Here is a 26,869-nt window from a genome sequence, read left to right on the forward strand (position 1 = left end):
GTCGAAAAAGGAGGTTTTTCTATGGCTATGGCCTGGGTTTGGACAGGAATGGTGGTGCTTTCCCTGGTGTTCGGCCTGCTCACCGGGAGCCTGGACGCCGTGGCAAACGCCGCCCTGGAAGGGGCCCGCTCCGCCATTGACCTGAGCATCTCCATGGCGGGCGTCCTGTGCCTCTGGAGCGGCGTGATGGAGGTCATGAGCGCCTGCGGCCTGTCCGCCTCCCTGTCCCGGACCTTCCGCCCTCTGCTGCGGCGGCTGCTGCCGAACGCCTGCCGGGACGAGGAGACCCTGGCGGCCATTTCCGCCAACGTCTCCGCCAATCTGCTGGGCCTCGGCAACGCGGCCACGCCCCTGGGCATCCGGGCCGCCCAGCGGATGTCCCGGGGCTGCGGCGGCACCGCCAGCGACGAGCTGTGCCTGCTGGTGGTGCTGAACACCGCCTCCATCCAGCTCATCCCCGCCACCATTGCCTCCGTCCGTGCCGCCGCCGGGTGCCGGACGCCCTTCGACATCCTGCCCGCCGTGTGGCTGGCATCGGTGCTGTCGGTGGCGGCGGGGCTGACCGCCGCCCGGCTGCTGTCCCGGGCGGGGAGGAGCCGGCCATGAGCCTCAGCTCCCTGGTCATTCCCGTCCTGCTGGCGGGTGTGGCATCATTCGGCCTGGGCAAGCGGGTGGATGTATACGGCGCCCTGACCCACGGCGCGGAAGCGGGTCTGACGGTGCTGCTGCGGGTCATTCCCGCTCTGGTGGGGCTGCTGACAGCGGTGAGCATGTTCCGGGCCTCCGGAGCCATGGAGTGGCTCTCCGGCCTGTTCGCCCCGCTGCTGGAGCGCATCGGCATCCCGCCGGAGACCGCGCCGCTGATGCTGGTGCGCCCGGTATCCGGCAACGGCGCCCTGGCGGTGGCCAGCGACCTGATGTACACCTACGGCCCGGACAGCTATGTGGGCCGGGTGGCGGCGGTGATGCTGGGCAGCACGGAGACCACCTTTTACACCATTGCCGTCTATTTCGGCTCCGCCGGCATCCACAAGACCCGCCACACCATCCCCGCAGCCCTGGCCGCGGACCTGACGGGCTTTATTGCCTCCGCCCTGGCGGTGCGCATTTTTTTCGGAACATAAAAATCGGGTGGGGATGCTCCCCACCCGATTTTGTCTCTCAGCCCGCAAACACATACGGCTCACTGATGTCCACCGAACCGTACCACCGGCCGAATTCGCCGTCCACCAGGAACCGGACCTCGTCCACCGTGTCCAAAGAACACAGGGACCGCGCCAGGGAATCCGCCGCCGTCTGGAGGTCCGCCTCCGGCGCCAGCGTCTCCAGCTGGGACGAGGACAGGTTCACATAGCACACGTCCTCCTCCAGCCACACGGACCGCACCCGGAAGCCCTCCGGCAGCACGGCGGACAGCTTCTTGCTCTCCGGCCCGTTCTCCAGCGCCCGGGCCACGGCAAACACCTGGGTATCGCCCTCGTACAGCTCCAGCGTCCGCTCCTCGGGGGCCAGTACGCCGTTTTCATCCAGGAAGTACAGCACGGCCTGCACCGTGCCCACCACATCCTCCTCCGGCAGCAGCAGCACATCCCGGGAGACAAAGGTCTGTTTGTTCCGGTAGGCTAGCTCCTGCCCCCGGACGGTGATCTTCACGGAGCTGATCTCCGGCACCTGGGTCAGCGTCATCGTCACGGCGTAATCCGCCAGGGTCAGCGCCACACCGGACAGGCTGCCGTAGGACGCGGACACATCCACCAGCGCCCGGCCGCCCGATACCTCTAAAGAGAGCAGGCTGGTGCCCATCGGAACGGCGCTCTTCAGCGCCCCGTCCAGCGGCCCCTGCAAAAGGGCCTCCATCAGGCCCTTCGCCGTCTCCTCCGGATCGGCATTCTCCAGCTCCGGCAGGTATGCCTTTTCCGCCTGCAGGGCGCCGCCGCCCATTTCCGGTTCCGCCCGCAGGAAGTACAGGTCATAGCCCTCCGCTTCCTCCTCGGTCTTCTGGGCGCAGCCCAACGCCAAAAGCAGCAAAGCGGCGCTCAAAAGGAGACACATCCACCGTTTCATACCGCGTCTCCTCCTTTCGCAACAGGCCAGTGGACAGTGAACACCGCGCCGCCCTCAGGCCGGTTGGCGGCCTCTACCGTGCCGCCCCGCCGCTTCACCGTGTCGCTGACGATGGACAGGCCCAGGCCCGTGCCGCCAGCGGCCCGGGAGCGGGCCTTGTCCACCCGGTAAAACCGTTCGAAAATGCGGGGCAGGTCGGCCTCCGGGATGCCGCTCCCGTTGTCCGCCACGGACAATACCACCTGTCCCTGCTCCAGCTCCAGGGAGACCTGGACCGCGCCGCCCGCGGGGGTATACTTTACCGCGTTGTCCACCAGGTTGTAGATGACCTGGTGAAGCTCATCCCGGGAGGACAGCACCGTGCAGCCCTCCGCCGCGTCGTAGGTCAGGTCCACGCCCTTTTCCTGGGCCACCAGGCCCATCATCCGCAGCACCTGCTCCAGCACCGGCAGCACATCCACCACGGAGGCCGCGTCCAGCACGCTGTTGTCCAGCCGGGTCAGGCGCAGCAGGTCCTCCGTGATGCGGCTGAGCCGCTCCGCCTCCCGTCCGATGTCGGACACGAATTCCCGGGTGGTGTCCGGGTCGATGTTGTCGGTCTGCAAAATGGAATCCGTCAGCAGCCGGATGGCCGCCAGCGGCGTTTTCAGCTCATGGGAGGCGTCGGACACGAACCGGCGCCGGGCATTTTCGATGGTCTGGAGCCGGTCGGTCAGGCTGTTGAACTCCTCGCCGATCTGGGCGATCTCGTCCCGGCCCCTGATCTCCGCCCGGTGGCTGTACGCGCCCTCCCGCACCTGGCGGATGGCCGTGAGCAGCTGGCCGATCTTCTTCGTCAGCGCCCGGGACAGCACCAGGCTCAGCAGCAATACCACCACGCCGATGACGGCACTGAGCCGCAGCAGGTTCCCCTGGAGGCCCTCCAGCAGCGCCGCCTGTTCCGTGTCGTACTCGTAGGCGTACACCGCGCCGATGATCTGGTTCTGGTACAGCACCGGCGAGGACGCCCGGCTGCGGAAGGCGCCGTTTTTGTAGATGCAGGAAAAGGTGTCGTTTCCCGTCAGCGCCTGGACGATCTCCGTGTACAGGGCGTACCGTCCCACGGCGCTGCCGGTCTCACGGGTGTCATACAGCACCTTTCCCGCGCTGTCCGTCACCAGGATACGGGAAAGGCCCGTCTCCTCCACCACCGCCATGGCCGCCGCCACGTTCTCCTCGTTCAGCTTGTCCAGGCCGGACAGGGAGTAGACCATGACGGACACGCTGCCCTGCATGGTGGCCTCCTTGGAGCGGAACACCATGTTCTCGGACACCAGCAGCGGGTAGGTGTTCAGCAGGATCAGCACCGCCGCGATGATGAGGATGTAGCTCAGGCCGAATTTGGCCTGAAGGCTGCCCCACAGCCTTGGCTTATCCTTTGAAATAGTACCCCACTCCCCACTTGGTCATAATGTGGTCCGGCTCCGCCGGGTTCTTCTCCAGTTTTTCCCGCAGGCGGCGGATGTGGACGTCCACCGTCCGGTAGTCTCCGGCGTAGGAATAGCCCCACACCACGTTCATCAGGTTCTCCCGGCTGTACACCCGCCGGGGATTGCGCATCAGAAGCTCGATGAGGTCGTACTCCTTGGCGGTGAGCTCCACGGTCTCCCCGTCCCGGATGGCCACCCGCTCCTCGGTGTTCAACGACAGGTCCCCCACCGTCAGCACGGCGCCCCGGCTCCGCTGGACGCCGGCGGCCCGGCGCAGCAGCGCCCGGACCCGGGCCTTCAGCTCCAGGATGTTGAAGGGCTTGGTCAGGTAGTCGTCCGCGCCGCACTCAAAGCCCATCAGCTTGTCCGCGTCCTCGCTCTTGGCCGTCAGCATGATGATGGGCACATTGGAAAACTCCCGGATGCGCATGCACGCTTCCAGGCCGTCCACCTCCGGCATCATCACATCCAGAATGAGCAGGTCGAACTTGTCGTTCCGGGCCAGCTCCACGGCGGCGGCGCCGTCGTAGGCGCACTCCACCTGATAGCCCTCGTTCTCCAGATTGAATTTGATGCCCTTCACCAATGTCCGCTCGTCGTCTACCACCAAAATTTTCATTTCGTATCCTCCACTGTGATGCGGCCCTCCAGGGCGGCGAATTTGCCCTCCCCGATACCGGACACCTCCATGATCTCCTCCACGCTGTCAAAGCCGCCGTGGGCCTCCCGGTAGGCCACGATGCGGCCCGCCAGCTCCGCGCCGATGCCCGGCAGCGTTGCCAGCTCCTCCGCGGTGGCCGTGTTCAGGTCCAGGGGCGACAGGTCCGGCAAAATCTCCTCCTGGGGCACCTGCACCTCCGTCTCCACCGGCGGGGCCGTCTGCCGGTCATGGACAAACAGTCCCAGCAGGATGCACAGAAACAGGCCGGTCAACCCCAGAAGCAGCCATTCTGTTTTCGTGATTTTTCCAGCTTCCATCCCTGTTGAACTCCCGCGGATTATTTGTTATACTATATGTATCTGTCGAAACCCGGCATGATTTGGCCGGTATCCATAGCCCATTTGGGCGTACTCTGAAGTGATTATATCATACTTTACGGGAGATGCACATGAAAACAAAACGCTTTTTCTCTGTTTTTTTGCTGGTGGCCCTGGTGATGAGCCTGTGGGCCGTGCCCTTTGCCTCCGCCGACGGCACGGACGGCCCCGTCCTGCCGGAGGACCCGGACATCCTGGCGAAAGCCGCCCTGCTGGTGGACGCCAACACCGGCGAGGTGGTCTACGCCAAAAACGAGCATCAGGAGCTGTACCCCGCCAGCCTGACGAAGATCATGACCGCGCTTTTGACCCTGGAGGCCGTTGACGCGGGCAAACTGACCATGGACCAACCCCTGACCGCCACCGCCACGGCGCTGAGCGGCCTGTCCTCCGACGGCAGCTCCGCCGGCATCAAGGTGGGCGAGACCATGCCGGTCCGGGACCTGCTGTACTGCATGCTGGTGGTCTCCGCAAACGAGGCCTGCGATGTTCTGGCGGAGGCTGTCTCCGGCTCTGTCAACGCCTTTGTGTCCGCCATGAACGACAAGGCGGCGGAGCTTGGCTGTGAAAACACCCATTTCGCGAATCCCAACGGCCTCCACGACCCCCAGCACTACACCTCCGCCTGGGATATGTACCTTATCACGAAGGCCGCCATGGAATACCCCGACTTTATGACCATCTGCGACACGGCCGCCACCACCATCCCCGCCACGAACATGAGCGGCGAGCGGAACCTGTATACCACCAACCACCTGCTGTCCAACTGGCGGGTCATCGGCTACCGGAACACCGAGGCCCACGGCATCAAGACTGGCTCCACCGACGCGGCGGGCCACTGTCTGGTGTCCTCCGCCACCCGGGGCAGCCTCAGCTTCATCAGCGTCATCCTGGGCGCCGACCGGGTGGAGGAAAACGGCGTGGGCAACATCCGCAGCTTCTCCGAGACCACCCGGATGTTCAACTACGGCTTTGACAACTTTACTTACAAGACCATCATCGACCCCGACGAGCCCATCCAGGAGGTACCCGTCACCCTCTCCAAGCTGGACCACGTCACCGTCCATCCCGCCAGGGAAATAGAAGTTCTGATGCCCAACGGCCTGAACGCGGAGGACCTGGAGCGGAAGGTCACCCTCTACGACGACCCGGTGGAAGCCCCCGTCTCTACCGGCGATGTCCTGGGCACCCTGGAGCTGAGCTATGACGGCAAGGTCTACGCCACAGTGAACCTGCTGGCCATGCACGATGTGGAGGCCGACCGCCTGATGACCCTCTGGCGGGATGTGAAGGATTTCTTCTCCAAAACCTCCGTCCGGGTTGCTATCATCGTGCTGGTGGTGCTGCTGGTGGTCTTCCTGGTGTGGAAGCTGCTGCTGAGCCGCCGGCGCTACCGCTACGGCCGCAGCGTGGGGTACAGCCGCCGCCGCAATTACCGGGGCCGCCGGAGATAAACGAAAAAAGCTGAGACTGCTTTGCAGTCTCAGCTTTTTTATCACAGGTACTTCACCAGCTCCTCCAGGGGCTTGCGGTCGCTGTGGAGCCGGGCGGGATGGGCGCCCTCCGCCGGGTAGCCCAGGGTCAGCAGGGCGGTGATGCCCAGGCCGGCCATCTCCGGGAATGCCTCTTTCAGCTTCTCCGGGTCGAACATGCCGACATAGGTGGTGCCAAGGCCCAGGTCCGCCGCCTGGAGCATCATCTGGGTGGCTACGATGGCGGCGTCGATCTCGCCGTGATCCTTGCCGTCGTGCTCCCGGTGCCAGGACACCGCCGGGTCATAGGCCACCGCCAGGATGACCGGGGGGTGGAAGTGGGAGCCCATGCACGCGTCCGCCTTCTCCAGGGCCTCGGGGCTCTGGAGAACGAAGATGCGCTGGGGCTGGTTGTTGTGGGCGGTGGGGGCGTTGCGGCCGCTCTCCAGAATGAGGGCCAGCTTCTCCGCCTCCACGGGGCGGTCACTGTATTTGCGCAGGGAATAGCGCTCTGCCGACAGCTTTGCAAAATCCATGGAAAAATCTCCTTTTTCTCTTTTGATACCCGGATTTTAGCACACTTCCCTCCATTCCGCAATCCCCTTTTCAGCGCCGGGTCATGCCTCCCATGCCGCCGTTCACACCGCCGCCCATACCGCCGGCGACGCCGCCCCCCATGCTGTCGCTCAGACCATTGCTCTGCCAGCCGTCCTCCCGGAGCAGCTCGGCGCAGCGGCGGCGGCGCTGGATGTCGTAGAATTCGATGAACTTCAGGGAGTAGTAATCGCTGACGATATAGCGGTCCCTGGCCTCCTGGTAGATGGTGAGGTAGTCGTTCCCCACGTCGAACAAGATGCCCTCCCAGGACACCGTGTTCTGGGTCCCCACCAGGAAGGTCGCCACCACGTAGCTGCCCTCATAGCGGGACAGCAGGGCCTTCCAGGAGCCCAGGTATGCCTCGCCCACGGAGGTAGGGGCCTGGATGACCTCCATGGGCAGGTCGTTCTGCATATCCGACAGCTCCGGCGGCGTGACTACCGCCGGGCTGGTCATCCCGGTGGTGTTCCGGCCCGGTTCCGTCCCCACCATGACGGGGGCCCGCCGCTGGCCGGAGGGCGTGATCTCCGTGCTCCAATCCTTTGTCCGGGGATTCCCCGGCGTATACATATCCTGATAATGTACCATATCGACACCTCTCAAGTCTTGTAATAAGCATTCGTCGGATTATAGAAGCAATGATCGCCGATGCGCGTCTGCCAGTATCCCACATCCGACGGGAAGAAGGATCTGCAAGTGGGGCCGAAAGGATTGTAAAACCACAGGGATTCGGCCACATCCGGCAGCCGGTTCCCCGCGATGGCCCAGTCAGCAATGTCAAAATGTATCTGTTCGGGACGCATATTGTAAATATTCTGGGGGTTGTAGGCCCCGCCCTCCGTCTCGCTGGCGCAGACGAACTGATACGGCTGGAAGATGATGTTGCGGATGCTGCCCTGGCCCACCCGGGCGTACTCGCCGCCCTTGGCGTGGACCCGGTTCATCACCACGCCCGCCACCGCCTTCATGCCGTTCTCTCCCTCTCCGCCGGCTTCGCACTGGATCAGGCGCGCCAACAGCTCCCGGTCAGAAAAAGCCATTGTGATCGCCTCACTTCCTTTGCTGTGCCAGTATATGAAAAACGGCGGACGCCTGTGAAAGGCGTTCGCCGTCCTGTGTTTTACGGTTTGGTCTGATTCAGTTCCTTCTGTTCCTCGATGACCTGGCGGAACATCTCCTCCGTCAGTTCAATGGACCGCTCCAGAGTGTACTGCTTGGCGTGCTCGGCGTATTTCAGTTCCATCTCCTGCCGCTCCCGGGGGTGTTCGATCCACCAGTCGATGCGCTCCGCCAGGGCGCCGCTGTCCCCGCCGGGAAACAGGCTCCGCTCGTCCAGGGCAAACTGGGAGGTGGCGGACCGGGGCGCCACGGCGATGACGGGCACCAGGCCGCAGGCAAAGGCCTCCGTACAGCTCATGCCCTCGATCTCCGCGTCGGAGGTGTGGACGTACAGGTCCGCCATATGGAGGATGTCCAGCAACCGCTCCGGCTCATAAAAGCCCATGACCACAGGGTTAGGCAGCTTCTCCGCCATCTGGCGGTACTTCTTCTCCAGCGGCCCCTTGCCCGCCAGGATGACCTGGATTTCTTTTGCGTGGCGGCACCTGGCGGCGGCCTCGATCAGCACGTCCTGCCGCTTCTCTCCGGCGTACCGGCCCACCATCAGCACGTTGAAATAGCCCTGCATCCAGTCCTCCTTGGGCAGCTTTCCGTAGGTGTACTGGGGGCTGATGCCGTTGGAGATGACATGAAGCTGGGAAGTATATCCATGCTGGCGGAGCTGGTCCGCGATCATCTTGCTGGGGCAGTGGATATGTCCGAACCGGTTAAAAAAGGTATCCCGGAACTTTTCATATACAAAATCGTTGGCCCGCTTGCTGTTGCCCATGTGGAAAGTGAACGTGATGTTTTCCGGCTGGCAGTGGAAAGCCGCCGTATGGGGGATGCCCAGCCGCTCCACATGCTTCAATCCCATCACCGCCAGGGGCGAGGGCATCATAAAGTGTACCACGTCGGCCCAGGCCGCCGCCTTCTCAAAGACATGCTTGTTAGGGATGGCCAGCCGCATGCCCTGGCTGGTGACCAGATGTTCCACCACCGGGGGAAATTTCATCTGCCGCACCGCGTACTTGTAATCGGCGGGCTTGCCGGTGGCGATCACCCGCACCTCGTTGCCGTGTTCCTTCAGCGCCGCGGCGAAACGCCGGCCGCTGATGGTCGTGCCGTTGTTGGCATCGTCAAACTGGTCGATGACCAACACGATCTTCATGCCTTCGCCTCCGCCATGGCCTTTTCCAGATTCCGGGCGAACTGGTCCGGGCAGGAGGTGGGCTTAAAGCCGCAGTGGATGCCCTTGAGCCGCTTGATGGCCTCCTCAGCGGGCATTCCCTTCACCAGGGAGGCGATGCCCTGGAGGTTGCCGCTGCACCCGCCCAGGACCTGCAGCTCCCGGATGATGCCCTGGTCGTCCACCTCTACCCGCATTTCCTGGGAGCAGACGCCCCGGGGCCGGAAAGTATATGTCATCGTTGATCTCCTCTTTCGTATTTAATAGCAGTTTTCAGCATACCATACCCCCTCCAAAAAGGCAACCCCGCCGGGAAAAACCGCTTCCCCTCTTGACAATAACGATATTCGATAATATACTGTTTCCAGAAATAACGATATTCGATATAAGGGAGGGCACTTCATGGCCCGGGAGAAATTTCAGACTTTGACGGAGCAGATGTTCTACATCCTGCTGTGCCTGCGGCGGGAGCAGTGCGGCGCGGACATCATGGCACGGGTGGCGGAGCTGACCTGTGGCCGGGTATCCGTGGGCCCCGGCACGCTGTATAACCTGCTGGAGAGCTTTGTCCAGGTGGGCTACATCATCGAGACAAAGGTGGAGGGCCGGAAGCGGAGCTACCGCATCACAGAGGCGGGTCAAAAGGCCCTGGAGGACGAATACCGCCGCCTGCGAACGCTGGCAGCGGACTACGAAGCGCAGACAGGAGGTACGGACGCATGAAAAACACGAAACGGGAATGGATGCCCCTGTACAGCTATTTGGACCGGACCGCCATCACCGCCCATCTCTCAGACATGGCCGCCCAGGGCTGGATGCTGGAAAATATCGGCGGGTGGAGCTGGCGCTACCGCCGGGCGGAGCCGAAGAAGCTGCGGTTCGCCCTCGTCTTTTTCCCCGCCTCCCAGTTTGACCCACAGCCCACGGAGGGGCTGGAGACCTACCGGGACTACTGCGCCGCCGCTGGCTGGCACCTGGCGGCAGAGTCCGCCCAGGTACAGATTTTTTACACCGAGGAGGAAGCCGCCGTCCCCATTGAGACGGACCCGGCGGTGGAGCTCGCCAATATCCGGCGGTGCGTGAAGCGGGGCTTTGTCGGCAGCTATTGGGTGCTGCTGGCCCTGTCCCTGTTCCAAATCCTTTTTCAGTGCTATCAAATCTGGACGGACCCCGTGGACACCCTGTCCAGCACCGCCAGCCTCTCCGCCGTTTTGAACTGGCTGCCTCTGGACGTGCTCATCGTCGCGGAGCTGACCCGATACTACCGCTGGCTGCGGAAAGCCCGGACAGCGGCGGAGGCAGGCTCCCCCCTGCCGGACCTGCGGAGCATGCGGTGGCTGAATATCCTGGTGATGGTGTGGTCCTGCGTCATCGTCCTGTGGCTGCTGGCCTCCTATTGGAGTTCCCGGGGCATGTTCCTGCTGATGGCGGGGATGCTCCTCTACATGGGTCTCATTCTCCTGCTGTCCTTCGCCGCCAAGGATGCCATGAAGCGCCTGAAAGCCCCCCGCTGGGCAAACATTGCCGTCACCTACGGCATCATCATCGCCCTGACCGTGGGCGGCATGGCGGGCGTGATGGCCCTGGTTTTCCGCAATTCCGGCTCCGGCTGGCTGGAGGACCACCCGCCGGCGGAGACCTACGAATACCATGGCTGGACCTGGTCGGTCTACCATGACGACATCCCCCTGCGCATTGAGGACCTGACGGAGACGGACTATGACCGCTGGTCCACCGAGGCCCGCGTGAACAGTTCCTTCCTGCTGACCCAAGGGATCTACTCCCAGCGCCCCCGGATGGATGAGTCCAGGGACCTGCCCGACCTGGAATACGAGACCGTCACCGTAAAGGCCGGGTTCCTCTATGATTTGTGCAAAAAGGACTTCCTCTCCTGGGTGGAGCGGCACAACAAGGAGCTCCCCCGGGAGAATTGGGACGAATACCGCCTCATCGACGCCCCCGCCTGGGACACGGACGAGGTCTACCGGCTCTACTATGCCGGAGAGCCCTCCAACCAATTCCTGGTCTGCTGGCCGGACCGCATGGCGGAGGTGCAGTTCGACTGGGACTGGACCGTCACGGAGGACATGATGTCCACCGCCGCCGAAGCCCTGAGAGGAGGCGACTGAGCCATGCTGCGCAAGAAACGGGAGTACATTCTTTACTCCTTCTACGACCGCACCGGCATGGAAAGCCATCTGGAGCAGATGGCCGCCAGGGGCTGGATGGTGGAGAAAATGGGCCGCTTTTTCTGGACCTACCACCGGGCAAAGCCGAAGGCGGTGCACTTCTCTGTCATCTACTTCGCCCCCGCCTCAGAGTTCGACTGCGGCCCCGGTGAGGAACAGCAGACCTTCCAGGACTACTGCGCCGAAGCGGGCTGGACGCTGGCTGCCAGCTGGTCCCAGATGCTGATTTTCTCCAGCGAAGCGGAAGCCCCCACCCCCATCGAGACCGACGCCGCGGTGCAGGTGGAGGCCGTCCACCGGGCCATGAAGAAAAACTTTCTCATCAGCTACGGCATCCTGCTGGCGCTGTCCCTGTTCCAGCTGATTCGGGAGCTGCCGGACTTCTGGCGCCATCCAACGGACAGCCTGGCCAATCCCGGCTTCCTGAGTACGCTGGCCCTCTGGCCCCTGGTGAGCCTGCTCTGTGCGGTGGAAATTGCCTCCTACTTCCTCTGGCGCCGTAAAGCCCGGCGAATCGCGGACGAGGAAGGCCGCTTCACTCCCACCCAGGACCACCGGCGTCTGCGGCTGACCTTTGAGCTGCTGTCGGACGCCTGTCTGCTCTCCCTGTTCTTTTCTGTCAGCCCCCGGATAGCCCTTCTTCTGGTCATCGTCCTTGTGGTTGTCGTTGCTTTGCAAGGGCTGCTGGCGGGGCTGCGGTATCTCCTACGGCGCACCGGCTGGACCACGGAGGTCAACCGTCTCGTGACGCAAATTCTCAGCTTCCTGGTGGCTCTGGCGATCATTCTGGGTGTAAACCGGGGCGCCGTTCGTCTGGTACAGGACGAGCCGTGGCGGGAGACCTACACCTGGCAGGGCGGCGAGTACGACGTCCATCCCATTGACCTGCCCCTGACGCTGGAAGACCTGACGGGCGAAAGCTACGAACACGTCTCACGGGACCTGATAGAGACCCGGACATATTTTCTCTCCCGTCTGAACTGCCGGGAGGTCGTCGGCCAGCCGCAGGTCACGCTGAGCTACACCGTCACGGACATCCGCCGCCCCTGGCTGCGGGACACGGTCATCCAGGACTACCTGGAAAATACCGACCTGGTGGGCTACATCAGCACCCACAAGCTCACGATCCACCGGAGCTGGGAGCCGGAGGACCCCACCGCCTGGGGCGCCGACGCCGCCTACCGCCGGTACTTTGGCAGCGAGCATGCTCCCTCCGGTGATTTCCTTCTCCTCTACGGCGACCGTATCGTGGAGTTCGAGCCAAATCGGGAGCTCACCGACGCCCAGCGGGCCGTTGTGGGAAAAAAGCTGGCGCCCCATACATGAAAAAGGAGAGGCTTCCGCCTCTCCTTTTTTGATATGCACTTAGATGGTCAATCCCCGGCCGTTCTTCTGCTCCAGCACCAGCCGGTCGGCGATCATGGCGATGAACTCCGAGTTGGTGGGCTTGCCCTTGGTGTTGCTGACCGTGTAGCCAAAATACTTCTGCAGCGTCTCCAGGTCGCCCCGGTCCCAGGCCACCTCGATTGCGTGGCGGATAGCCCGCTCCACCCGGGAGGGCGTGGTGCCGAACCGCTTGGCCACCGCCGGATACAGCACCTTCGTCACGGCGTTGATGACCTCCATATCGTCCACGGCGATCATAATGGCCTCCCGCAGATACTGGTAGCCCTTGATATGGGCGGGCACGCCGATTTCATGGATGACGGAGGTGACCAGGTTTTTTAATGCCGCGGTCCGCTCCTCCGGCGTGGTGGGCTGGTCAAACACATTTCTCATCTGGTCCAGCAGTGTTCCGATCTCACAGGGCTTGGGCATGAAATAGCTGACACCCAGCGCCATGGCGTCGCTCACCACCCGGTCGGTGCAGAAAGCGGAGGTGATGACCACCTTCGGCAGAGGCCCCTGCTCCTGCGCCTGCCGCAGCAGCGTCAGGCCGTCCATTCCGGGAAGCATCAAGTCCAGCACCAGCAGATCAGGTCTGCGCTGTGTTAAAACCGACAGCGCTTCCGCGCCGTCCCCCACAGAACCCACCACTGTAAATTCTTCTGATCTCTCTATCTCTTCCCGCAGCATGGTGCGGAATTCTTCGTTAGCATCAGCCAGTAAAACAGTTTTCCTTTTGTCCATGTTACCCTGCCTTTCCGTATTTTCCGCATTGTGACGGATTCGTGACCCTTCACATCCGCTTTCCTATAAATTAGCATAAATTTACAGTTTTTTCAATATGGGACTGTAAATAAATCCCAAGAATCCTTCGACACTTTTCAAACGAATCGTCTGTTTTTTATCATTTTTGGAACTTTTTCGGTCAATTACTGCAGATTCATCGGCGGGAATGCCGACAGCTTGGCGTTGAGCTTCCGGTAGATGCGCTCCCGCATCCAGGGCTCCGAGGACACCGCCGGCGCGTCCGCCAGGGCGAACCAGCCCACCCGGCTGTTCTCCTCCGGCCGGCACCGTACCGGCGACGCCGGATCGCCCTCCAGAAGATAGGTCACGTTCAGGTGCAGATGGCTGGGCACATAGACGCCCCGCTTTTCGTGGCCGTCCACCGTCAGGATCTCCACAGAGTAGACCCGCTCCGATACAGGCCGCACAGCCTCCAGTCCGCTCTCTTCCCGCGTCTCCCGCAGCGCCACGGCCAGCAGGTCCCGCTCTCCGTCGGCGTGGCCGCCCAGCCACGCCCAGGAGTCGTAGAGGTTGTGATAGGCCAGCAGCACCCGCTGCCGGTCGGGGCTGACCACCCAGGCAGACGATGTCAGGTGGGCCGACAGATTTTCCCGGCCATACAGCTCCTCGCCGCTTTTCAGCCGCCGCAGGATCTCCGCCCGGTCCCGCTCCTCTTGCTCGTTCCAGGGCTGATACCGCTCCAGCTCCTCCATCAGCTCCATCACAGCTGCCTCCTTTCGGCACGGGTCATTTATTTCTTAATTTGATTATATATAGTATCCGCACATTTGTCCACAAAAAGGAGCGGGCGGAGGTTTCTCCGCCCGTTCCTTTTTGCGATTTATGATGCTTTCAGCATAGTTTCGATGGAAATTCCATATCCTTTAGTCGGATCGTTCAATAAAACGTGAGTCACGGCGCCCACCAGCTTCCCGTTCTGCAAAATGGGGCTGCCGCTCATTCCCTGCACGATGCCGCCCGTGGCTTCAATCAGTTCCGGGTCGGTGACGGAGAGTACCATATCCCGTCCGTCCCTGGAATTCGGCACGGTTTTCAAAATTTCAACGGTGTACTCCCGCACCTCGTCCCCCCGGATGTTGGAGCGGATGACGGCCGCGCCGGTCTCCGGCTCGCCTGTGGGCACCGCCTGGGCCTGGGCCGGGGCGTAGTCCCCATCCAGCGTGCCGAACACGCCGCTGGCGGTGTTGGCGTACAGGTCTCCCAAATCGCCTGTCAGATCAAAGTCGCCCCGCAGCTCCCCGGCGGAGCCCGCCTCGCCCTTTTTCACCGCTTTGACCGTAGAGGGCAGGATGGAGCCATTGGAAAACGGCATGAGCTGGGCGGTGTCCACATCGGTGATGCCGTGGCCCAGAGCGCCGAAGGTGGCGGTGGCCGGGTCATAATAGGTCATGGTGCCGATGCCCGCCATGCTGTCCCGGATCCAGGCGCCGATGCAGTAGACGCCCTGGTCATTCCGCTCCGGCTCCACGGACAGCGTCACGCTGTTCCCGTTCCGCCGCACCTCCAGCTCCGCGGTGCCGCCGCAGGTCTGCAGAAGGGACTGAAACTGCTCCGAGGAGGTGACGGTGCTGCCGCCGCACTGGATGATGACGTCTCCGGTCCGCAGCCCGCAGGTCCTGGCCGGGGTGCCGCCGTCGGAGAGCTTGACCACCACTACGCCCTTGGAAAACAGCTTGATGCCCACGGTGTGCCCCACCGGGACCAGCATCCTGGGCGTCACTTCAGCGGCCATGGCCACACTTGCGGAGCACGCCAGAAGCGCGGCGAGGCAGGCTGTTCCAAACCGCAGGAGCCGTTTCGCCATTTGCGATGTTCCATACAATCCGAAAAACACTCCTTTCTGAAAAAAAATGACAAACTGCCGGATGTTCCGGCATGATTATCTTCTGCGAAACGGCGGCGGACACACCCAGCAAAATGCGGCAGCGCCGCCATGGTTCCCATTGCCTTTGCCGTGATACGGGAAAAAATAAAAGACCCGCAGGCAAAAGCCTGCGGGTCTTTCCAGTTTTTACAATCAGTCGCGCTTGTTGAAAATTTTGAAAATATCATCGAAGGGGTCGCTCTCCTCCTCGGGCTTGGGCACGTCCTCTTCCTTCAAGGGCTGGGGCGCGGGTGCGGAAGCAGCCGTCTCCGCCGCCTGGGCCGCGGCCCTGGGCGCGGGCGTTTCGCCGGGAGCCTTGTCAAAGCCGGTGGCGATGACCGTCACGCGGATCTCGTCGTCCAGCGTCTCGTCGAAGGTGGCGCCAAAGATGGTGAGGGCGTCGGGATGGACAGCCTGCTGCACCAGGCTGGCGGCCTGCTCGACCTCCTCCAGGCCGATGTCCATGGAACCGGTGACGTTGATGAGCACGCCCTTGGCGCCCTCGATGGAGGTCTCCAGCAGGGGGCTGGAAATGGCCATCTTGGCGGCCTCCTCGGCCTTGCCCTTGCCGGCGGCCCGGCCAACGCCCATGTGGGCCATGCCCGCGTTCTTCATAATGGCGGTGACGTCGGCAAAGTCCAGGTTGATGAAGCCGGTGTCCCGGATCAGGTCGGAGATGGACTGCACCGCCTGGCGCAGCACATCGTCGGCAATTTCAAACGCGTTGGCAAAGGTGATCTTCTGGTCGGTGGCGTGCTTGAGGCGCTCGTTGGGGATGATGACGAGAGAGTCCACCTTTCCCTCCAGCTCGGCGATGCCCGCCTCGGCCTGCTGCATCCTGCGGCGGCCCTCAAAGCCGAAGGGCTTGGTCACGACAGCAACCGTCAGGATGTCCATTTCCTTAGCGATCTCCGCCACGATGGGTGCGCCGCCGGTGCCGGTGCCGCCGCCCATGCCGGCGGTGATGAACACCATGTCAGTGTTCTCCAGCGCCTTCGCGATCTGGTTGCGGCTCTCCTCGGCGGACTTGCGGCCCACCTCAGGGTCGGAGCCGGCGCCCTGGCCGTGGGTCAGCTTCTCGCCGATCTGAATTTTATATGTAGCGCTGGACACGTTCAGGGCCTGTTTGTCGGTATTCACCGCCACGAAGTCCACACCCTTCGTGCCGGAGCGGACCATGCGGTTGACCACGTTGTTGCCGCCGCCGCCAACGCCGATGACTTTGATATTAACAACGGTATCGGGACCGGTTTCCAATCCAAATGCCATAGTGGTGCCTCCTGCTATCATTTGTATGATACCGCGCGCTTTGCCGCAATATCCTGTATTCTATAAGGATTTAGTTTATACTAATTTTCAATAAAACAATAAAATTGTTTTATTGGGCCGCATTTGCGGCCCAGCGGCAAAGCCGCTGAAAATGCCGTTCAATACTATTCTTTGCCGCTAAAGGCGGCATGGCGTATTATTATATAATACGCCATGATAAAAATATTTTTCAATATTTTTATCAAAGATTAGTATTATTGTATGACACTTTTTTCTCCCGGTCAAGTGCCCCGTTGTGATTTCGTCTGAATTTTCGAAAAAAACAGGGATGCACCTGTTTTTCCCGCCGTGTCAGCGGGTATCCTGGATAAAGTAAGTACGCCCGTCCTCCCGGCGCATATCAAAGGTGCCTTTCATATTGTCCTGGATCCTGCCGCTGTCCAGGGCGGCGTTCAGCATTTTCAGCTTGTAGGCGTAATCATCCCCATACAGCATTTCCACCGCAAAGCGTCCGGCGTAGTCCATGGCAATGCAGGCGGGGTCGTCCAGGCGGATGCCGTCCACCTCATCCAGCATTCCCGCGTCCTCCAGCGCCGCCAGCAGAGACAGCAGGCTCTCCTGCTGGTCCGCGAGCTCCGTGGCCAGGGCGATCCTGGTGCCCACGGAGGGCGCCAGCAGCATACAGCCGGAAATGATGCCGCAGTCCGTGGCTTCTCCGGCCGCCCGCTGCTCCACGATCTTCCCGCCGGGGCTGATGTACCAGGCATAGCCGTCCTGGATGACCGCCAGGGCGGTGCCGCACTCCTCCACCTCGATCAAAAGGGTGTCCGGCAGCTTGCGGTTGATGCGGATATGCTCGATATACGGCAGGGCCTCCACGATGTTGCTTGCCACGGTATTCTTGTTCAAAAGGTAGAGGTTGTCGCCGGCCGCCACTCCCGCGGCCTCCCGGACCTGCTGCTCCGTATAGCGCTGCTGCCCGGTGACGGCCACGGTGTCCACCCGGAAAAACAGCGTCAGCGCGGCGATGATGGCGCCGCAGATCACCAAAACAGACAGCAGCTTATAGAGGACACCAAAGTGCCCTCTCCGCCGCCGGTTGGATTTTCTGCGTCTTGCCATGGTGTGTTCTCCTACTCTTCTGTCTCTATCCGGGCGATGTCCGCCCCCAGGTCCCGCAGGTCGCCCACGATGTCCTGATAGCCCCGGTCGATGTGTCCGATCTCGGAAACATGGGTCTGGCCCTCCGCCGCCAGCGCCGCCACGCACAGCGCCGCCCCGCCCCGGAGGTCGGTACACCGGAGGTTCGTGCCGTGGAGGGTCTCCGTCCCGGTGACCACCGCCACCCGTCCGGCCACCCGGATGTCCGCCCCCATGCGGGTCAGCTCATCCACATGGCGGTAGCGGTTCTCAAAAATATTCTCCTCAAAGACCGTGGTCCCCCGGCTCCGCAGCAGCGCCGCCATCAAAACGGCCTGGGCGTCGGTGGGGAAACCCGGGTAGGGCGCCGTCCGGACAGGCCGGACCGCTTTCGGCCGTCCCCGGCAGGCGCAGGCGATGCCCTCCGCCGATCTCCGGACGTCGCAGCCCGCCTCCCGCAGCACGGCGGTGACGGTGGACAAGTGCTGTTCCCTGGCCCCCCGGAGGAAGCCCTCTCCCCCGGCGGAGGCCACCGCGCACAGGTATGTCGCGGCGGCGATGCGGTCCGGCATCACGGTGTAGGCGCAGCCGTGGAGCTGCCGCCCGCCCTCAATTGTAATGGCGGAGGTCCCCGCGCCGGACACTTTGCCGCCGCAGGCATTCAAAAAGTCCTGGAGGTCGCCGATCTCCGGCTCCCGGGCGGCGTTGCAGATGGTGGTGACGCCCTCGGCGCCGCAGGCCGCCAGCATCAGGTTCTCCGTGGCCCCCACGGAGGGCAGGCTCAGCACCAGCTCACGGCCCTGCAGCCGGGCCGCCCTGCAGTGGAGCAGGCCGCCGGAGTCGTCGATCTCCGCGCCCAGCTCCCGCAGGCCATTGAGATGCAGGTCGATGGGCCGGGGCCCCAGCTCACAGCCGCCGGGGTAGCTCAGCTCCGCCTGCCCGCACCGGGCCAGAATAGCCCCCAGGAAAATGGCGGAGGAGCGCATTTCCCGCATGAGCGTATCAGAGATGGCGCAGCCGTTCAGTCCGGCGGTGTCCACCAGCAGACTGGCGCCCTCCCACCGGGCCTGACACCCCAGAGACTGCAGGATGCGGACCGAGGCGTCCACGTCCCGGAGCCGGGGGCAGTTCCGCACTTCCACCTGTCCGGCGGTCAGCAGGGTGGCCGCCAGGATGGGCAGCACGCTGTTCTTTGCCCCCTGGATGGCGACCTCGCCCCGCAGCGGCCTGCCGCCGCGAATCAAAAGCTGGCTCATATCCTTCCCCTCCATACCCAAAATGGTCTCACCGTCCCATCCTATGGGCAAAGGGGAAAAGTGGTTACTTTGTGATATTCAGGATCACCTGGTAGATGCGTTCCGTGGCGTCCCGGATGCCCAGGGAAGCCATGGCCTTTTCCATTCCCGCTCTCCTGGCGCCGTCGTGGAGGATGCCGCAGACCGCCTGAAACAGCGCCTGGCCGGAGCTATCCTTTTCCAGCAGCACCGCCGCGCCGCCGGCCTCCTCCAGCGCCCGGGCGTTTTTCTCCTGATGGTTGTTGGTCACGTAGGGGGACGGCACGATGAGGGCGGGCACGCCCAGGGCTGTCAGCTCGCTGATGGTGGAGGCACCGGCCCGGCAGATGACCAGATCCGCCGCCCGCATGACGGGGGCCATATCGTAGATGTACTCCCGCACCTGCAAAGACGGGTGCCGCTCCAGCTCCACGCCTTTTTCCTTCAGCAATGCCATGATCTGCGGGTATCCGCTCTTTCCGGCGCCGTGGATGTGGTGGAAGGGCTCCTTTGCCGCCTCCAGGGCCAGGAAGTCCGCCATCTGGCGGTTCATGCCGGAGGCCCCCAGGGACCCCCAGAAGGACACGATGAGGGGCCGGCCGTCGTCCACGCCCAGCTTTCGTTTGGCCTCCTCCTTCGTCAGTGCGAAGAAATCCCCCCGGACCGGCGTGCCGGTGACCAGCACCTTGTCCGGGTGCTTGTAATGCCGGCGGCAGGACTCGAAGCCCACCATGATGCGGTCCGCGAAGGGCTCCAGCATCTCGGTGGTCAGGCCCGGCACCATGTTGGACTCATGGACCGCCGTGGGGATGCCCATTTTCGCCGCGGCCTTCACCACGGGAAAGCTGGCGTAGCCCCCGGTGCCCACCACCACGTCAGGCCGAAACTCCTTCAAAATGGCCCGTGCCTCCCGGGGGGAGCGGACCAGATTGCACAGGGACACCAGGTTGTGTTTGATCTCTTTTGGCTTCAAAGAGCGGTGGAAACTGGAAATGTGGACGGTGCGAAAGGCATAGCCCGCCTTGGGCACCAAATCCTTTTCCAACCCCCGCTCCGCGCCTACGAATAAAAATTCCGTCTCCGGGTCCTTTTCGTGCATGAGCTGTGCCAGCGCGATGGCGGGATTCACATGCCCCGCCGTGCCGCCGCAGGTAAAGATGACCCGGTTTAATTTCTTTTCCATCCTATCAACTCCATTTCTTTTGCCAGAGGCAAAAGAAATCATTCAAATCATTTTTGTCAGGACACCCTCCAGAGGGGCCTCTCTTGCCCCTGCGGGGCAATTCACCTTCTGCGCCTGACAAAAATTCCCCGACCCAGCCGCCCAGGACGGCGTTCACCAGTCCGCAGACTGGTGGGGGGAATCTACTGCGCAGCCGTTAGCAGCTCTGCTGCTTTACGGATGGGGCGTCCCTCTTGCGGGCAAAGGGGGCCTGCTCCCCCTTGAAAGCCTACCCCGCCTTTGTCGGCTTCATTTGCCGTGATACTGACAAAACGATCCCCATTTCCGCCAGCTGGATCAGCAGCGCCGTGCCGCCGTAGCTGAAAAACGGCAGGGAGATGCCCGTGGTGGGCAGCAAGCCCGTCACCACGCCGATGTTCAGAAACACCTGCATGGCGATCAGGGTGGTGACGCCCACCACCAGCAGACAGCCGAAGCGGTCCCGGGTGTGGAGGGCGATCCAGTAGCCCCGCAGGATCAGCGCCGCGAACAGCAGCATGATGATGGATGCGCCGATAAGCCCCAATTCCTCGCAGATGATGGCGAAGATAAAGTCGTTGTGCTCCTCCGGCAGATAGAGGAACTTCTGGCGGCTCTTGCCCAGGCCCACGCCCAGCAAACCGCCGGAGCCGATGGAGATCAGGCTCTGGGAGAGCTGGTAGCCGTCGCCCCGGGCGTCGATAAAGGGATCCTGCCACATGGCGATCCGGGACTGGCCGTATTTGATGACGCCGCTGAGCATCAGGGCCGCCACGCCGCCCACAAAGCCCACCGCCGCGCCCACCCAGGCCCAGCGGATGCCGCCCACCAGCATCAGCGCGGCGCCGGTGCCCAAAATCAGCACTGTGCCGGACAGGTGGGGCTCCAGCATCATCAGCACCGCCAGCACGCCCAGGATCAGCAAATAGGGGAGGATACCGTAACGGGTGGTGCGCATCTTGTCTTTTTTCTTGGAGATGGTGTCGGAAAAATACAGTACCACCGCCATTTTTGCGATCTCAGAGGGCTGAAATTGAAGCGATGTTCCGGGGAAGCCCAGCCAGCGCCGCGCATTGTTGCGCACAATGCCGATGCCGGGGATCGCCACCAGGATCAAAAGAATGACGGAGACATACAACAGCGGCTTTGCGAACTTTCGAAACCACTGGTAATTGATCTTGCTGATCAAGAACATGGCCGCCACACCCATCACCGCGAAAATCCCCTGCTTGCGGAAGTAGAAGGTAGGGTCGTTGTTCTTCGTCTCATAATAGGCGGAGGGAAAACTGGCGGACAGCAGCATGACAAGCCCGATGGCTGTCAACAGCAGCACCAGAAGGCAGAAAGTCAGGTCGATGGGCCCCTTGGCCAGTTCCCGGCTCTCCTGCTCCTTTTCCTTTCTCAGCCGCTGCCGCTCCTGCCGCTCCAGCGCTTCCTCCCGGCTCATGGGCCGGCGGCGCTGCTTCTGCTGCGTCAAATCCTCCACCTCCTTTCCCACAAAAGCTCCGCTTTTGCGGGAGCCCTGGAATTTCACTCAAATCGCCCGAACTGAATTCGGTCGATTTCAAGATTTTGCCCTTCGGACAAAATACTTGACGCGCTAATGCGCGGTTCGCGCTTTGCGCTCACTTAATATCTTCCCAGCACGCCCAAATACGCCAGCACGCAGAACGCCGCGGTCATGCCGGAAAACACGCCCACCAGCTTGTTTTCACTCCAGCCGGACAGCTCCAGGTGGTGGTGCAGAGGCGCCATCTTGAAAAAGCGCTTGCCGTGGGTGGCCTTGAAATAGGCCACCTGGATGATGTCGCTCATGGTCTCCGCAATATAGATGATGCCCACAGGGATCAAAATCAGGGGCATATCCATGGCAAAGCCCAGGGCCGCCACAGCGCCGCCGAGAAAGAGGCTTCCGGTATCGCCCATGAACACCTTGGCGGGATGGTGGTTGTAGACGAAGAACGCCGCCAGGCCGCCGGCCAGAGCCGCCGGAAACAGCGCCAGGGTGGTCATATGCCACAGCAGGGCCGTCACGGTAAAGAACACCATGACCACGAAGGTCACGCTGGCAGCCAGGCCGTCGATGCCGTCGGTCAGGTTCACCGCGTTGACGGCGCCCACGATGACGAAGGCCGCGAAAATCAGGTACACCACCCAGTTCACCGTGAAGGACACCTGGAGGAACGGCACATACAGGTCGTTGGTCAGCAGTCCCTCATACCGCATCAGGCACAGAAACACCACGGCGGCCAGCAGCTGCAGCAGGAATTTCTGCTTGGCGGTCAGGCCCTCGTTCTGGTGCTGGCGCACCTTGCGGTAGTCATCCACAAAGCCGATCAGTCCGAAGCACAGGGAGAACAGGTAGACATAGAGATGGGCAAACTCCCCCTGCAGCATCTGTCCCCAGCCCAGCAAAAATACCACCACGCCGGCACCCAGGATGAACATGATACCGCCCATGGTGGGGGTGCCGGCTTTCCCGGCGTGCCACTTGGGGCCGTCCTCCCGGATCTCCTGTCCGGCTTTCAGCTTCCGCAGCTCCGCCAGCACGAACCGGCCGATAAACAGCGTCAATAAAAAGCTGACCGGCGCGGCAGCCCATGTCAAAATCGCCATCAGATCCATTTCTTCTCTCTCCTTCCGCCGATCCTCCCGGCGTTTTCCCTTCTTTTGTGCAGTGGATTCCGGCGGGTCATTTCCCGGCGTTCAGATAGTCCGCCACGATCTCCCGTTCATCCATGTGGTGCTTCACATGATTGACTTCCTGGTACGTCTCATGGCCCTTGCCGCAGAGGACGATGACATCCCCCGGTTGGGCGTGATCCAAGCAGAAGTGAATGGCCTCGATCCGGTCCTCCACCACGACGTAAGGGGTGTCGCTGCCCGCAAAGCCCGGCAGAATATCGGCAATGATGTCGGCAGGCACCTCCGTCCGGGGGTTGTCGGTGGTGACCACGGCAAAGTCCGCGATCTCCGCCGCCACTCTGCCCATCTTGGGCCGCTTCGTCTTATCCCGGTCGCCGCCGCAGCCGAACAGGGCGATGGTGCGCCCCTTGGCAAATCCCTTTACCGATGTCAGCACATTTTCCAGACCGTCGGGGCTGTGGGCGTAGTCGATGAGGATGGTGTAGTCCTTTCCCGGCGTCGGCACGACCTCTACCCGGCCCTTCACATGGGGCACAGCGGCCAGAACTTCGGCGCTCTTTTCCAGGGAAATTCCCAGAGCCAGAGCCGCGCCCAGCACATCCAGGGTATTATATACCATAAATCCGCCGGGGATATTCACCCGGATGGGTACTTTTTCGTTCTCTGTCACCGCGGTAAAGGCGATATGGTCGGCTCCCAGACTGACATTCTCGGCCCGCAGGCCGCTCTCCGCCTTTTCGCTGTACGTCATCACCTTGCAGGTCGCATGTTCCATCAGCCGTCCGGTCCAGGGGTCATCGGCGTTCACCACGCCGGTGTCACAGTTTTGGAACAGGATGGCCTTGGCGTCACAGTAGGCCTCCATGGTCTTGTGGAAGTCCAGGTGGTCCTGGGTCAGGTTCGTAAAGATGCCCACGGCGTAATGGATGCCGTACACCCGGTCCAGATACAGGGCGTGGGAGGACGCCTCCATCACCACATGGGTGCAGCCGCCAGCGCGCATCTGGGCCAGCAGGCCTTGCAGCTCAAAGGATTCCGGAGTGGTGCGCTCCGTGGGGAGGACCTCCTGGCCGATCATGTTCTGGTTGGTTCCGATGAGTCCCACCTTGGCCCCCAGGGCCTGCTCCAGGATTGCCTTGAGCAGGTAGGTGGTGGTGGTCTTGCCGTTGGTGCCGGTGACCGCCACCATGGTCATATCGTCGGCGGGATGGCCGTAGAAGTTGGCGCCCACCACCGCCAGGGCACGGCGGGAATCTGCCACCCGGACATAGGGCACCCCCTCCCGGGGCGTCTTTTCGCACAGCACCGCCGCCGCGCCGGCCTCCATGGCCTTTCCGATAAAATCGTGGCCGTCCACGGCGAAGCCGGGCATTGCGACAAACAAATCGCCGGGCCGGGTCTGGCGGGAGTCATAGCTCACATGGGAAATCTCCAGTTCCAGGTCCGCTGTGGCTTCCAGAACGGTCAGTCCCTGTAAAAGTTCCTTTAACTTCATAGAAAACAGCCTCTTTTCCGCAAAATCAGCGGCTACTACCGCCTGCCGGTATTATATACAGGCAGTTTTGCGGTTTATATGGAAAAATGTGTTCAATACCTTGCAATTCCTGCTCAGTCGGCGCTGGTGGACTGGCTGCCGAACTGGACGGTCACCACGCTGCCCGCTTTCAGCTCCGTGCCGGCCTCCTTATCCTGGGAGATGGCGAACACATTGCCGGAGGTGGCCGACGTGGCGCCCGCCACCTTCATGATGAGGCCCGCGTCGGTCAGGGCCTGGTTAGCCTGGGCCGCGGTCTTGCCCAGCACGTTAGGCACGGTGCTGGGCGCGTCGGATTTCTCCGCGCCCAGATAGAGGATGATGATCGCGTTGTTGGGCACGATGGCGCCGCCCGCGGGGGTCTGGTCAGTGACGGTCTCACCGCTGCCTACGGTCTTGCAGGCAAAACCCGCGCCCTCCAGCACAGCCTTGGCGTCTGCCGCGGTCTTGCCCACCACATTAGGCACGGCGGCGTCGGCCCCCGCCATCTCCTCGGCGGTGTAGTCCGGCTCGATGCCCAGGTACGGCAGGATCTCCGCCATGATCTGGCTGGCGGTGGGCGCCACCATGTTGCCGCCGGAGACATAGGTGCCGGTGGTGCGGCTGGGGGTATCCATGGTCAGCAGCATGATGTACTGCGGGTCGTCCGCCGGGGCAAAGCACATGAAGGAGACCACCACGTCGCTGGTCCCGGTCTTATCGGCGGTGCCGGTCTTGCCGCCGATGCGGTAGCCCGCCACCTGGCCGTTCTTGCCGGTGCCGGAGGCCACCACGTATTCCAGGCACTGGCGCACCTTGGCGGAGGTTTCCTCGCTGATGACCTGCCGCACCGGGGTGCTGTCGTGCTGGCTGATGATGCTGCCGTCGTCGTCCAGCACCTGGTCCACGATGTAGGGCGTGTACAGGTAGCCGCCGTTGATGCAGGCCGCCTGAGCCCGGATCAGCTCCAGGGGCGTGACGTTGAAGGTCTGGCCGAAGGAGTAGGACGCCAGGGAGACCACGTTGGAATTAAAAGTCTTTTCATCGGAGAAAATGCCGGAGACCTCACCGATCATATCCACGCCGGTCTTTTCCATCAGGCCGAAGGATCTCAGATATTTGTAATACGTCTCCGTGCCGATCCGCAGGCCCATGGTGATGAACGCCGGGTTGCAGGAGTTTCCGGTGGCGGTCTTCAGATCCTGCAGGCCATGGCCGGCCTTCTTGGAACAGTTGATGGGCTTTGACCAGCCCTGGACCTTGATGGAACCGGTGCAATTGAAGGTGGTGTTCATGTTGACCACGCCCTCCTCCAGCGCCACCGCCAGGGTGATGGGCTTGAAGGTGGAACCGGGCTCATAGGTGGAGTCGATGCACTTGTTCCGCCACTGGGTCTGCACGGCGTTGTTCGTGGCCCCGCTGACCGCCGCCTGGTAATCCTCATCCGAGGCAAAGCTCATCCGCTGGGATTCCAGGTCCGCCAGGGTAGCCGTCAGCTTGGCTTTCAACGCATCGTCATACAGCGTGCCGTAGCTGTTCAGGTCGTAGTTGGGATAGGACGCCATGCCCACGATGGCGCCGGAGTTCACATCCATGACGATGCCGGTGGCGCCGTTCTTGGCGTCGAACTTCTTCACCATGGATTCGATGCCCTTTTCCAGAGCCGCCTGGACGCTGACGTCCAATGTCAGCACCAGGTCGCTGCCGTTTTCGGCGTCGTAATACTGCTCATACTGGTACAGGAGGTCCGTACCGGCGGCGTTCTTGGCGGTGACCGTCAGTCCGGCGGTACCCTCCAGTTCGGGATCGTACTTGGCCTCCAGGCCCACGCCGCCCCTGTTGTCGCCGTCCACAAAGCCAATGACGTTGGCAGCCAGGCTGCTGTACGGGTAAATGCGCTTGGAATCCGGGTTCATCCACACGCCGGTGAGCTTCTTCCGCTGGCCCTCGGGCACCTCATTGCCCTCCTCGTCGATCTCGCCGTTGATGAAGCGGCGGACCTCATCCGCCAGGGCCTGCTCCGTCTTTTTCTTGATGTTCACATACATCAGGTTGGTCTTGGTCATGCTCTCCTCGATCTTGGCCTGGTCCACATCCAGAATGCGGCTGAGGCCCCGGGCGATGTAGGCCTGGTCCCGGACCTCCGGCGCGGTATAGCTCTCGCCCTTCTGGGCTGCCTTTTCCCGGGCGGCCTCGATGTCGGATTCCTGCTTTTCCACAAACGCGGCGATCTCCTTGGGGGAGATGTTGACCTCCTCCGCCGTGGAGGAGACCGCCAGCATATAGCCGTTGCGGTCATAGATGGTGCCCCGGGAGGCGGGAACGGTGGCGCTGCGGGTCTGCTGGTCCACGGCCTTCTCCCACATCTTGTCGTGCTGGTTGATCTGGAGGTCATACAGTTTCCAGAACAGGGCCGCGAAGGTGCATACGCCCAGGACCACCATCAGGATCATGGTCCTGGTCCGCACCACGCGGTTGGCCCAGCGGGCGGCGTCACTTTTTCTGCGGGGATTCGATGCCATGTTTGTTCCTCCTCAGGCGGGGCCTGATGTCCATAGAAGATTCAAGGGAGTGAGAACTCCGCTCTCACTCCCCTGGGGTGCTGCTGTCAGGCGCCGTATCCGGCCTGCGCGGGCCGGCAGGCGGTCGCTGG

26 protein-coding genes are annotated in these 26,869 nt (G+C 62.4%); 6 read left to right on the forward strand and 20 right to left on the reverse strand.

Annotated elements, in window-relative coordinates:
• The first annotated feature begins 21 nt into the window (after positions 1–21).
• Together JQM68_RS04945 and JQM68_RS04950 are read left to right on the forward strand one after the other, a co-directional pair.
• Complete coding sequence (locus tag JQM68_RS04945) at positions 22–606, forward strand: spore maturation protein A (RefSeq protein WP_235221865.1); 585 nt, start codon at positions 22–24, stop codon at positions 604–606.
• Positions 603–1,124 (forward strand): spore maturation protein, encoded by a 522-nt coding sequence (locus JQM68_RS04950; protein ID WP_235221866.1) that lies wholly within the window; start codon positions 603–605, stop codon positions 1,122–1,124. Before JQM68_RS04945 ends, JQM68_RS04950 begins: the two co-directional genes overlap by 4 nt.
• A gap of 37 nt (positions 1,125–1,161) precedes the next feature.
• Here JQM68_RS04950 and JQM68_RS04955 read toward each other — a convergent pair whose 3' ends face one another.
• The 4 genes from JQM68_RS04955 to JQM68_RS04970 all read right to left on the reverse strand — a co-directional run bounded on the left by JQM68_RS04955 (position 1,162) and on the right by JQM68_RS04970 (position 4,511).
• Positions 1,162–2,064, reverse strand: a complete 903-nt coding sequence (locus tag JQM68_RS04955; protein ID WP_235221867.1) for a GerMN domain-containing protein — start codon at positions 2,062–2,064, stop codon at positions 1,162–1,164.
• Positions 2,061–3,410 (reverse strand): sensor histidine kinase, encoded by a 1,350-nt coding sequence (locus tag JQM68_RS04960; RefSeq protein WP_235221869.1) that lies wholly within the window; start codon positions 3,408–3,410, stop codon positions 2,061–2,063. Before JQM68_RS04960 ends, JQM68_RS04955 begins: the two co-directional genes overlap by 4 nt.
• Positions 3,411–3,474: 64 nt before the next feature.
• Positions 3,475–4,152: a response regulator transcription factor gene (locus JQM68_RS04965; RefSeq protein WP_235221870.1), complete on the reverse strand. Its 678-nt coding sequence runs from the start codon at positions 4,150–4,152 to the stop codon at positions 3,475–3,477.
• Positions 4,149–4,511, reverse strand: coding sequence for a ComEA family DNA-binding protein (locus tag JQM68_RS04970; RefSeq protein ID WP_235221871.1), 363 nt, complete (start codon positions 4,509–4,511; stop codon positions 4,149–4,151). Before JQM68_RS04970 ends, JQM68_RS04965 begins: the two co-directional genes overlap by 4 nt.
• Positions 4,512–4,642: 131 nt before the next feature.
• Here JQM68_RS04970 and JQM68_RS04975 point away from each other — a divergent pair, with 131 nt between their 5' ends.
• Complete coding sequence (locus JQM68_RS04975; RefSeq protein ID WP_235221872.1) at positions 4,643–6,025, forward strand: D-alanyl-D-alanine carboxypeptidase family protein; 1,383 nt, start codon at positions 4,643–4,645, stop codon at positions 6,023–6,025.
• A 41-nt stretch (positions 6,026–6,066) separates the two neighbouring features.
• Here JQM68_RS04975 and JQM68_RS04980 read toward each other — a convergent pair whose 3' ends face one another.
• From JQM68_RS04980 to JQM68_RS05000, 5 genes are all read right to left on the reverse strand, one after another.
• Positions 6,067–6,579: a nitroreductase family protein gene (locus tag JQM68_RS04980; protein ID WP_235221874.1), complete on the reverse strand. Its 513-nt coding sequence runs from the start codon at positions 6,577–6,579 to the stop codon at positions 6,067–6,069.
• A 70-nt stretch (positions 6,580–6,649) separates the two neighbouring features.
• Positions 6,650–7,228 (reverse strand): hypothetical protein, encoded by a 579-nt coding sequence (locus tag JQM68_RS04985; protein WP_235221876.1) that lies wholly within the window; start codon positions 7,226–7,228, stop codon positions 6,650–6,652.
• Positions 7,229–7,239: 11 nt separating this feature from the next.
• Positions 7,240–7,680 carry a cell wall hydrolase gene (locus JQM68_RS04990; protein ID WP_235221877.1) on the reverse strand — a complete coding sequence of 147 codons (441 nt, stop codon included), beginning with the start codon at positions 7,678–7,680 and terminating at the stop codon, positions 7,240–7,242.
• An 80-nt stretch (positions 7,681–7,760) separates the two neighbouring features.
• Positions 7,761–8,909, reverse strand: coding sequence for a glycosyltransferase (locus tag JQM68_RS04995; protein ID WP_235221878.1), 1,149 nt, complete (start codon positions 8,907–8,909; stop codon positions 7,761–7,763).
• Positions 8,906–9,166, reverse strand: a complete 261-nt coding sequence (locus tag JQM68_RS05000; protein WP_235221879.1) for a TIGR03905 family TSCPD domain-containing protein — start codon at positions 9,164–9,166, stop codon at positions 8,906–8,908. The genes JQM68_RS04995 and JQM68_RS05000 overlap by 4 nt, the downstream gene beginning before the upstream one ends.
• Before the next feature lie 163 nt (positions 9,167–9,329).
• Here JQM68_RS05000 and JQM68_RS05005 point away from each other — a divergent pair, with 163 nt between their 5' ends.
• From JQM68_RS05005 to JQM68_RS05015, 3 genes are read left to right on the forward strand one after another with little or no spacing between them, the layout of a single operon-like run.
• Complete coding sequence (locus tag JQM68_RS05005; RefSeq protein ID WP_235221880.1) at positions 9,330–9,650, forward strand: PadR family transcriptional regulator; 321 nt, start codon at positions 9,330–9,332, stop codon at positions 9,648–9,650.
• The gene (locus tag JQM68_RS05010; protein ID WP_235221881.1) at positions 9,647–11,056 is read left to right on the forward strand and encodes a DUF2812 domain-containing protein; all 1,410 of its coding nucleotides are present in this window, start codon (positions 9,647–9,649) and stop codon (positions 11,054–11,056) included. Before JQM68_RS05005 ends, JQM68_RS05010 begins: the two co-directional genes overlap by 4 nt.
• A 3-nt stretch (positions 11,057–11,059) precedes the next feature.
• Entirely contained in the window at positions 11,060–12,442 is a 1,383-nt protein-coding gene (locus tag JQM68_RS05015) for a DUF2812 domain-containing protein (protein ID WP_235221883.1), read from the forward strand.
• Positions 12,443–12,481: 39 nt separating this feature from the next.
• On the opposite strand, the gene spo0A is transcribed toward JQM68_RS05015, so the two are convergent.
• The 11 genes from spo0A to JQM68_RS05070 all read right to left on the reverse strand — a co-directional run bounded on the left by spo0A (position 12,482) and on the right by JQM68_RS05070 (position 26,738).
• The gene (gene spo0A / locus JQM68_RS05020; RefSeq protein WP_235221884.1) at positions 12,482–13,246 is read right to left on the reverse strand and encodes a sporulation transcription factor Spo0A; all 765 of its coding nucleotides are present in this window, start codon (positions 13,244–13,246) and stop codon (positions 12,482–12,484) included.
• Positions 13,247–13,431: 185 nt separating this feature from the next.
• Positions 13,432–14,010 (reverse strand): NUDIX hydrolase, encoded by a 579-nt coding sequence (locus JQM68_RS05025; protein ID WP_235221885.1) that lies wholly within the window; start codon positions 14,008–14,010, stop codon positions 13,432–13,434.
• A 119-nt stretch (positions 14,011–14,129) separates the two neighbouring features.
• The gene (gene spoIVB, locus JQM68_RS05030; protein WP_235221886.1) at positions 14,130–15,113 is read right to left on the reverse strand and encodes a SpoIVB peptidase; all 984 of its coding nucleotides are present in this window, start codon (positions 15,111–15,113) and stop codon (positions 14,130–14,132) included.
• Between the two features lie 213 nt (positions 15,114–15,326).
• The gene (gene ftsZ, locus JQM68_RS05035; protein ID WP_235221887.1) at positions 15,327–16,442 is read right to left on the reverse strand and encodes a cell division protein FtsZ; all 1,116 of its coding nucleotides are present in this window, start codon (positions 16,440–16,442) and stop codon (positions 15,327–15,329) included.
• Between the two features lie 351 nt (positions 16,443–16,793).
• Positions 16,794–17,564, reverse strand: coding sequence for a cell division protein FtsQ/DivIB (locus JQM68_RS05040; RefSeq protein ID WP_235221888.1), 771 nt, complete (start codon positions 17,562–17,564; stop codon positions 16,794–16,796).
• Positions 17,565–17,575: 11 nt separating this feature from the next.
• Complete coding sequence (gene murA, locus JQM68_RS05045; RefSeq protein WP_235221889.1) at positions 17,576–18,838, reverse strand: UDP-N-acetylglucosamine 1-carboxyvinyltransferase; 1,263 nt, start codon at positions 18,836–18,838, stop codon at positions 17,576–17,578.
• Positions 18,839–18,902: 64 nt separating this feature from the next.
• On the reverse strand, positions 18,903–20,039 hold the full coding sequence (gene murG, locus JQM68_RS05050) for an undecaprenyldiphospho-muramoylpentapeptide beta-N-acetylglucosaminyltransferase (protein WP_235221891.1): 1,137 nt from the start codon (positions 20,037–20,039) through the stop codon (positions 18,903–18,905).
• Positions 20,040–20,307: 268 nt separating this feature from the next.
• A complete protein-coding gene (ftsW, locus tag JQM68_RS05055) occupies positions 20,308–21,504 on the reverse strand; it encodes a putative lipid II flippase FtsW (protein ID WP_412758454.1) in 1,197 nt (398 codons plus the stop codon).
• A 182-nt stretch (positions 21,505–21,686) separates the two neighbouring features.
• On the reverse strand, positions 21,687–22,673 hold the full coding sequence (gene mraY / locus JQM68_RS05060) for a phospho-N-acetylmuramoyl-pentapeptide-transferase (protein WP_235221937.1): 987 nt from the start codon (positions 22,671–22,673) through the stop codon (positions 21,687–21,689).
• Positions 22,674–22,749: 76 nt separating this feature from the next.
• Positions 22,750–24,198, reverse strand: coding sequence for a UDP-N-acetylmuramoyl-L-alanyl-D-glutamate--2,6-diaminopimelate ligase (locus JQM68_RS05065; RefSeq protein WP_235221893.1), 1,449 nt, complete (start codon positions 24,196–24,198; stop codon positions 22,750–22,752).
• Between the two features lie 113 nt (positions 24,199–24,311).
• Positions 24,312–26,738: a penicillin-binding transpeptidase domain-containing protein gene (locus JQM68_RS05070; RefSeq protein WP_235221894.1), complete on the reverse strand. Its 2,427-nt coding sequence runs from the start codon at positions 26,736–26,738 to the stop codon at positions 24,312–24,314.
• Positions 26,739–26,869: the final 131 nt, after the last annotated feature.

This window comes from Oscillibacter valericigenes (assembly GCF_021531435.1).
In the GTDB taxonomy this organism is placed as follows: domain Bacteria; phylum Bacillota; class Clostridia; order Oscillospirales; family Oscillospiraceae; genus Oscillibacter; species Oscillibacter valericigenes_B.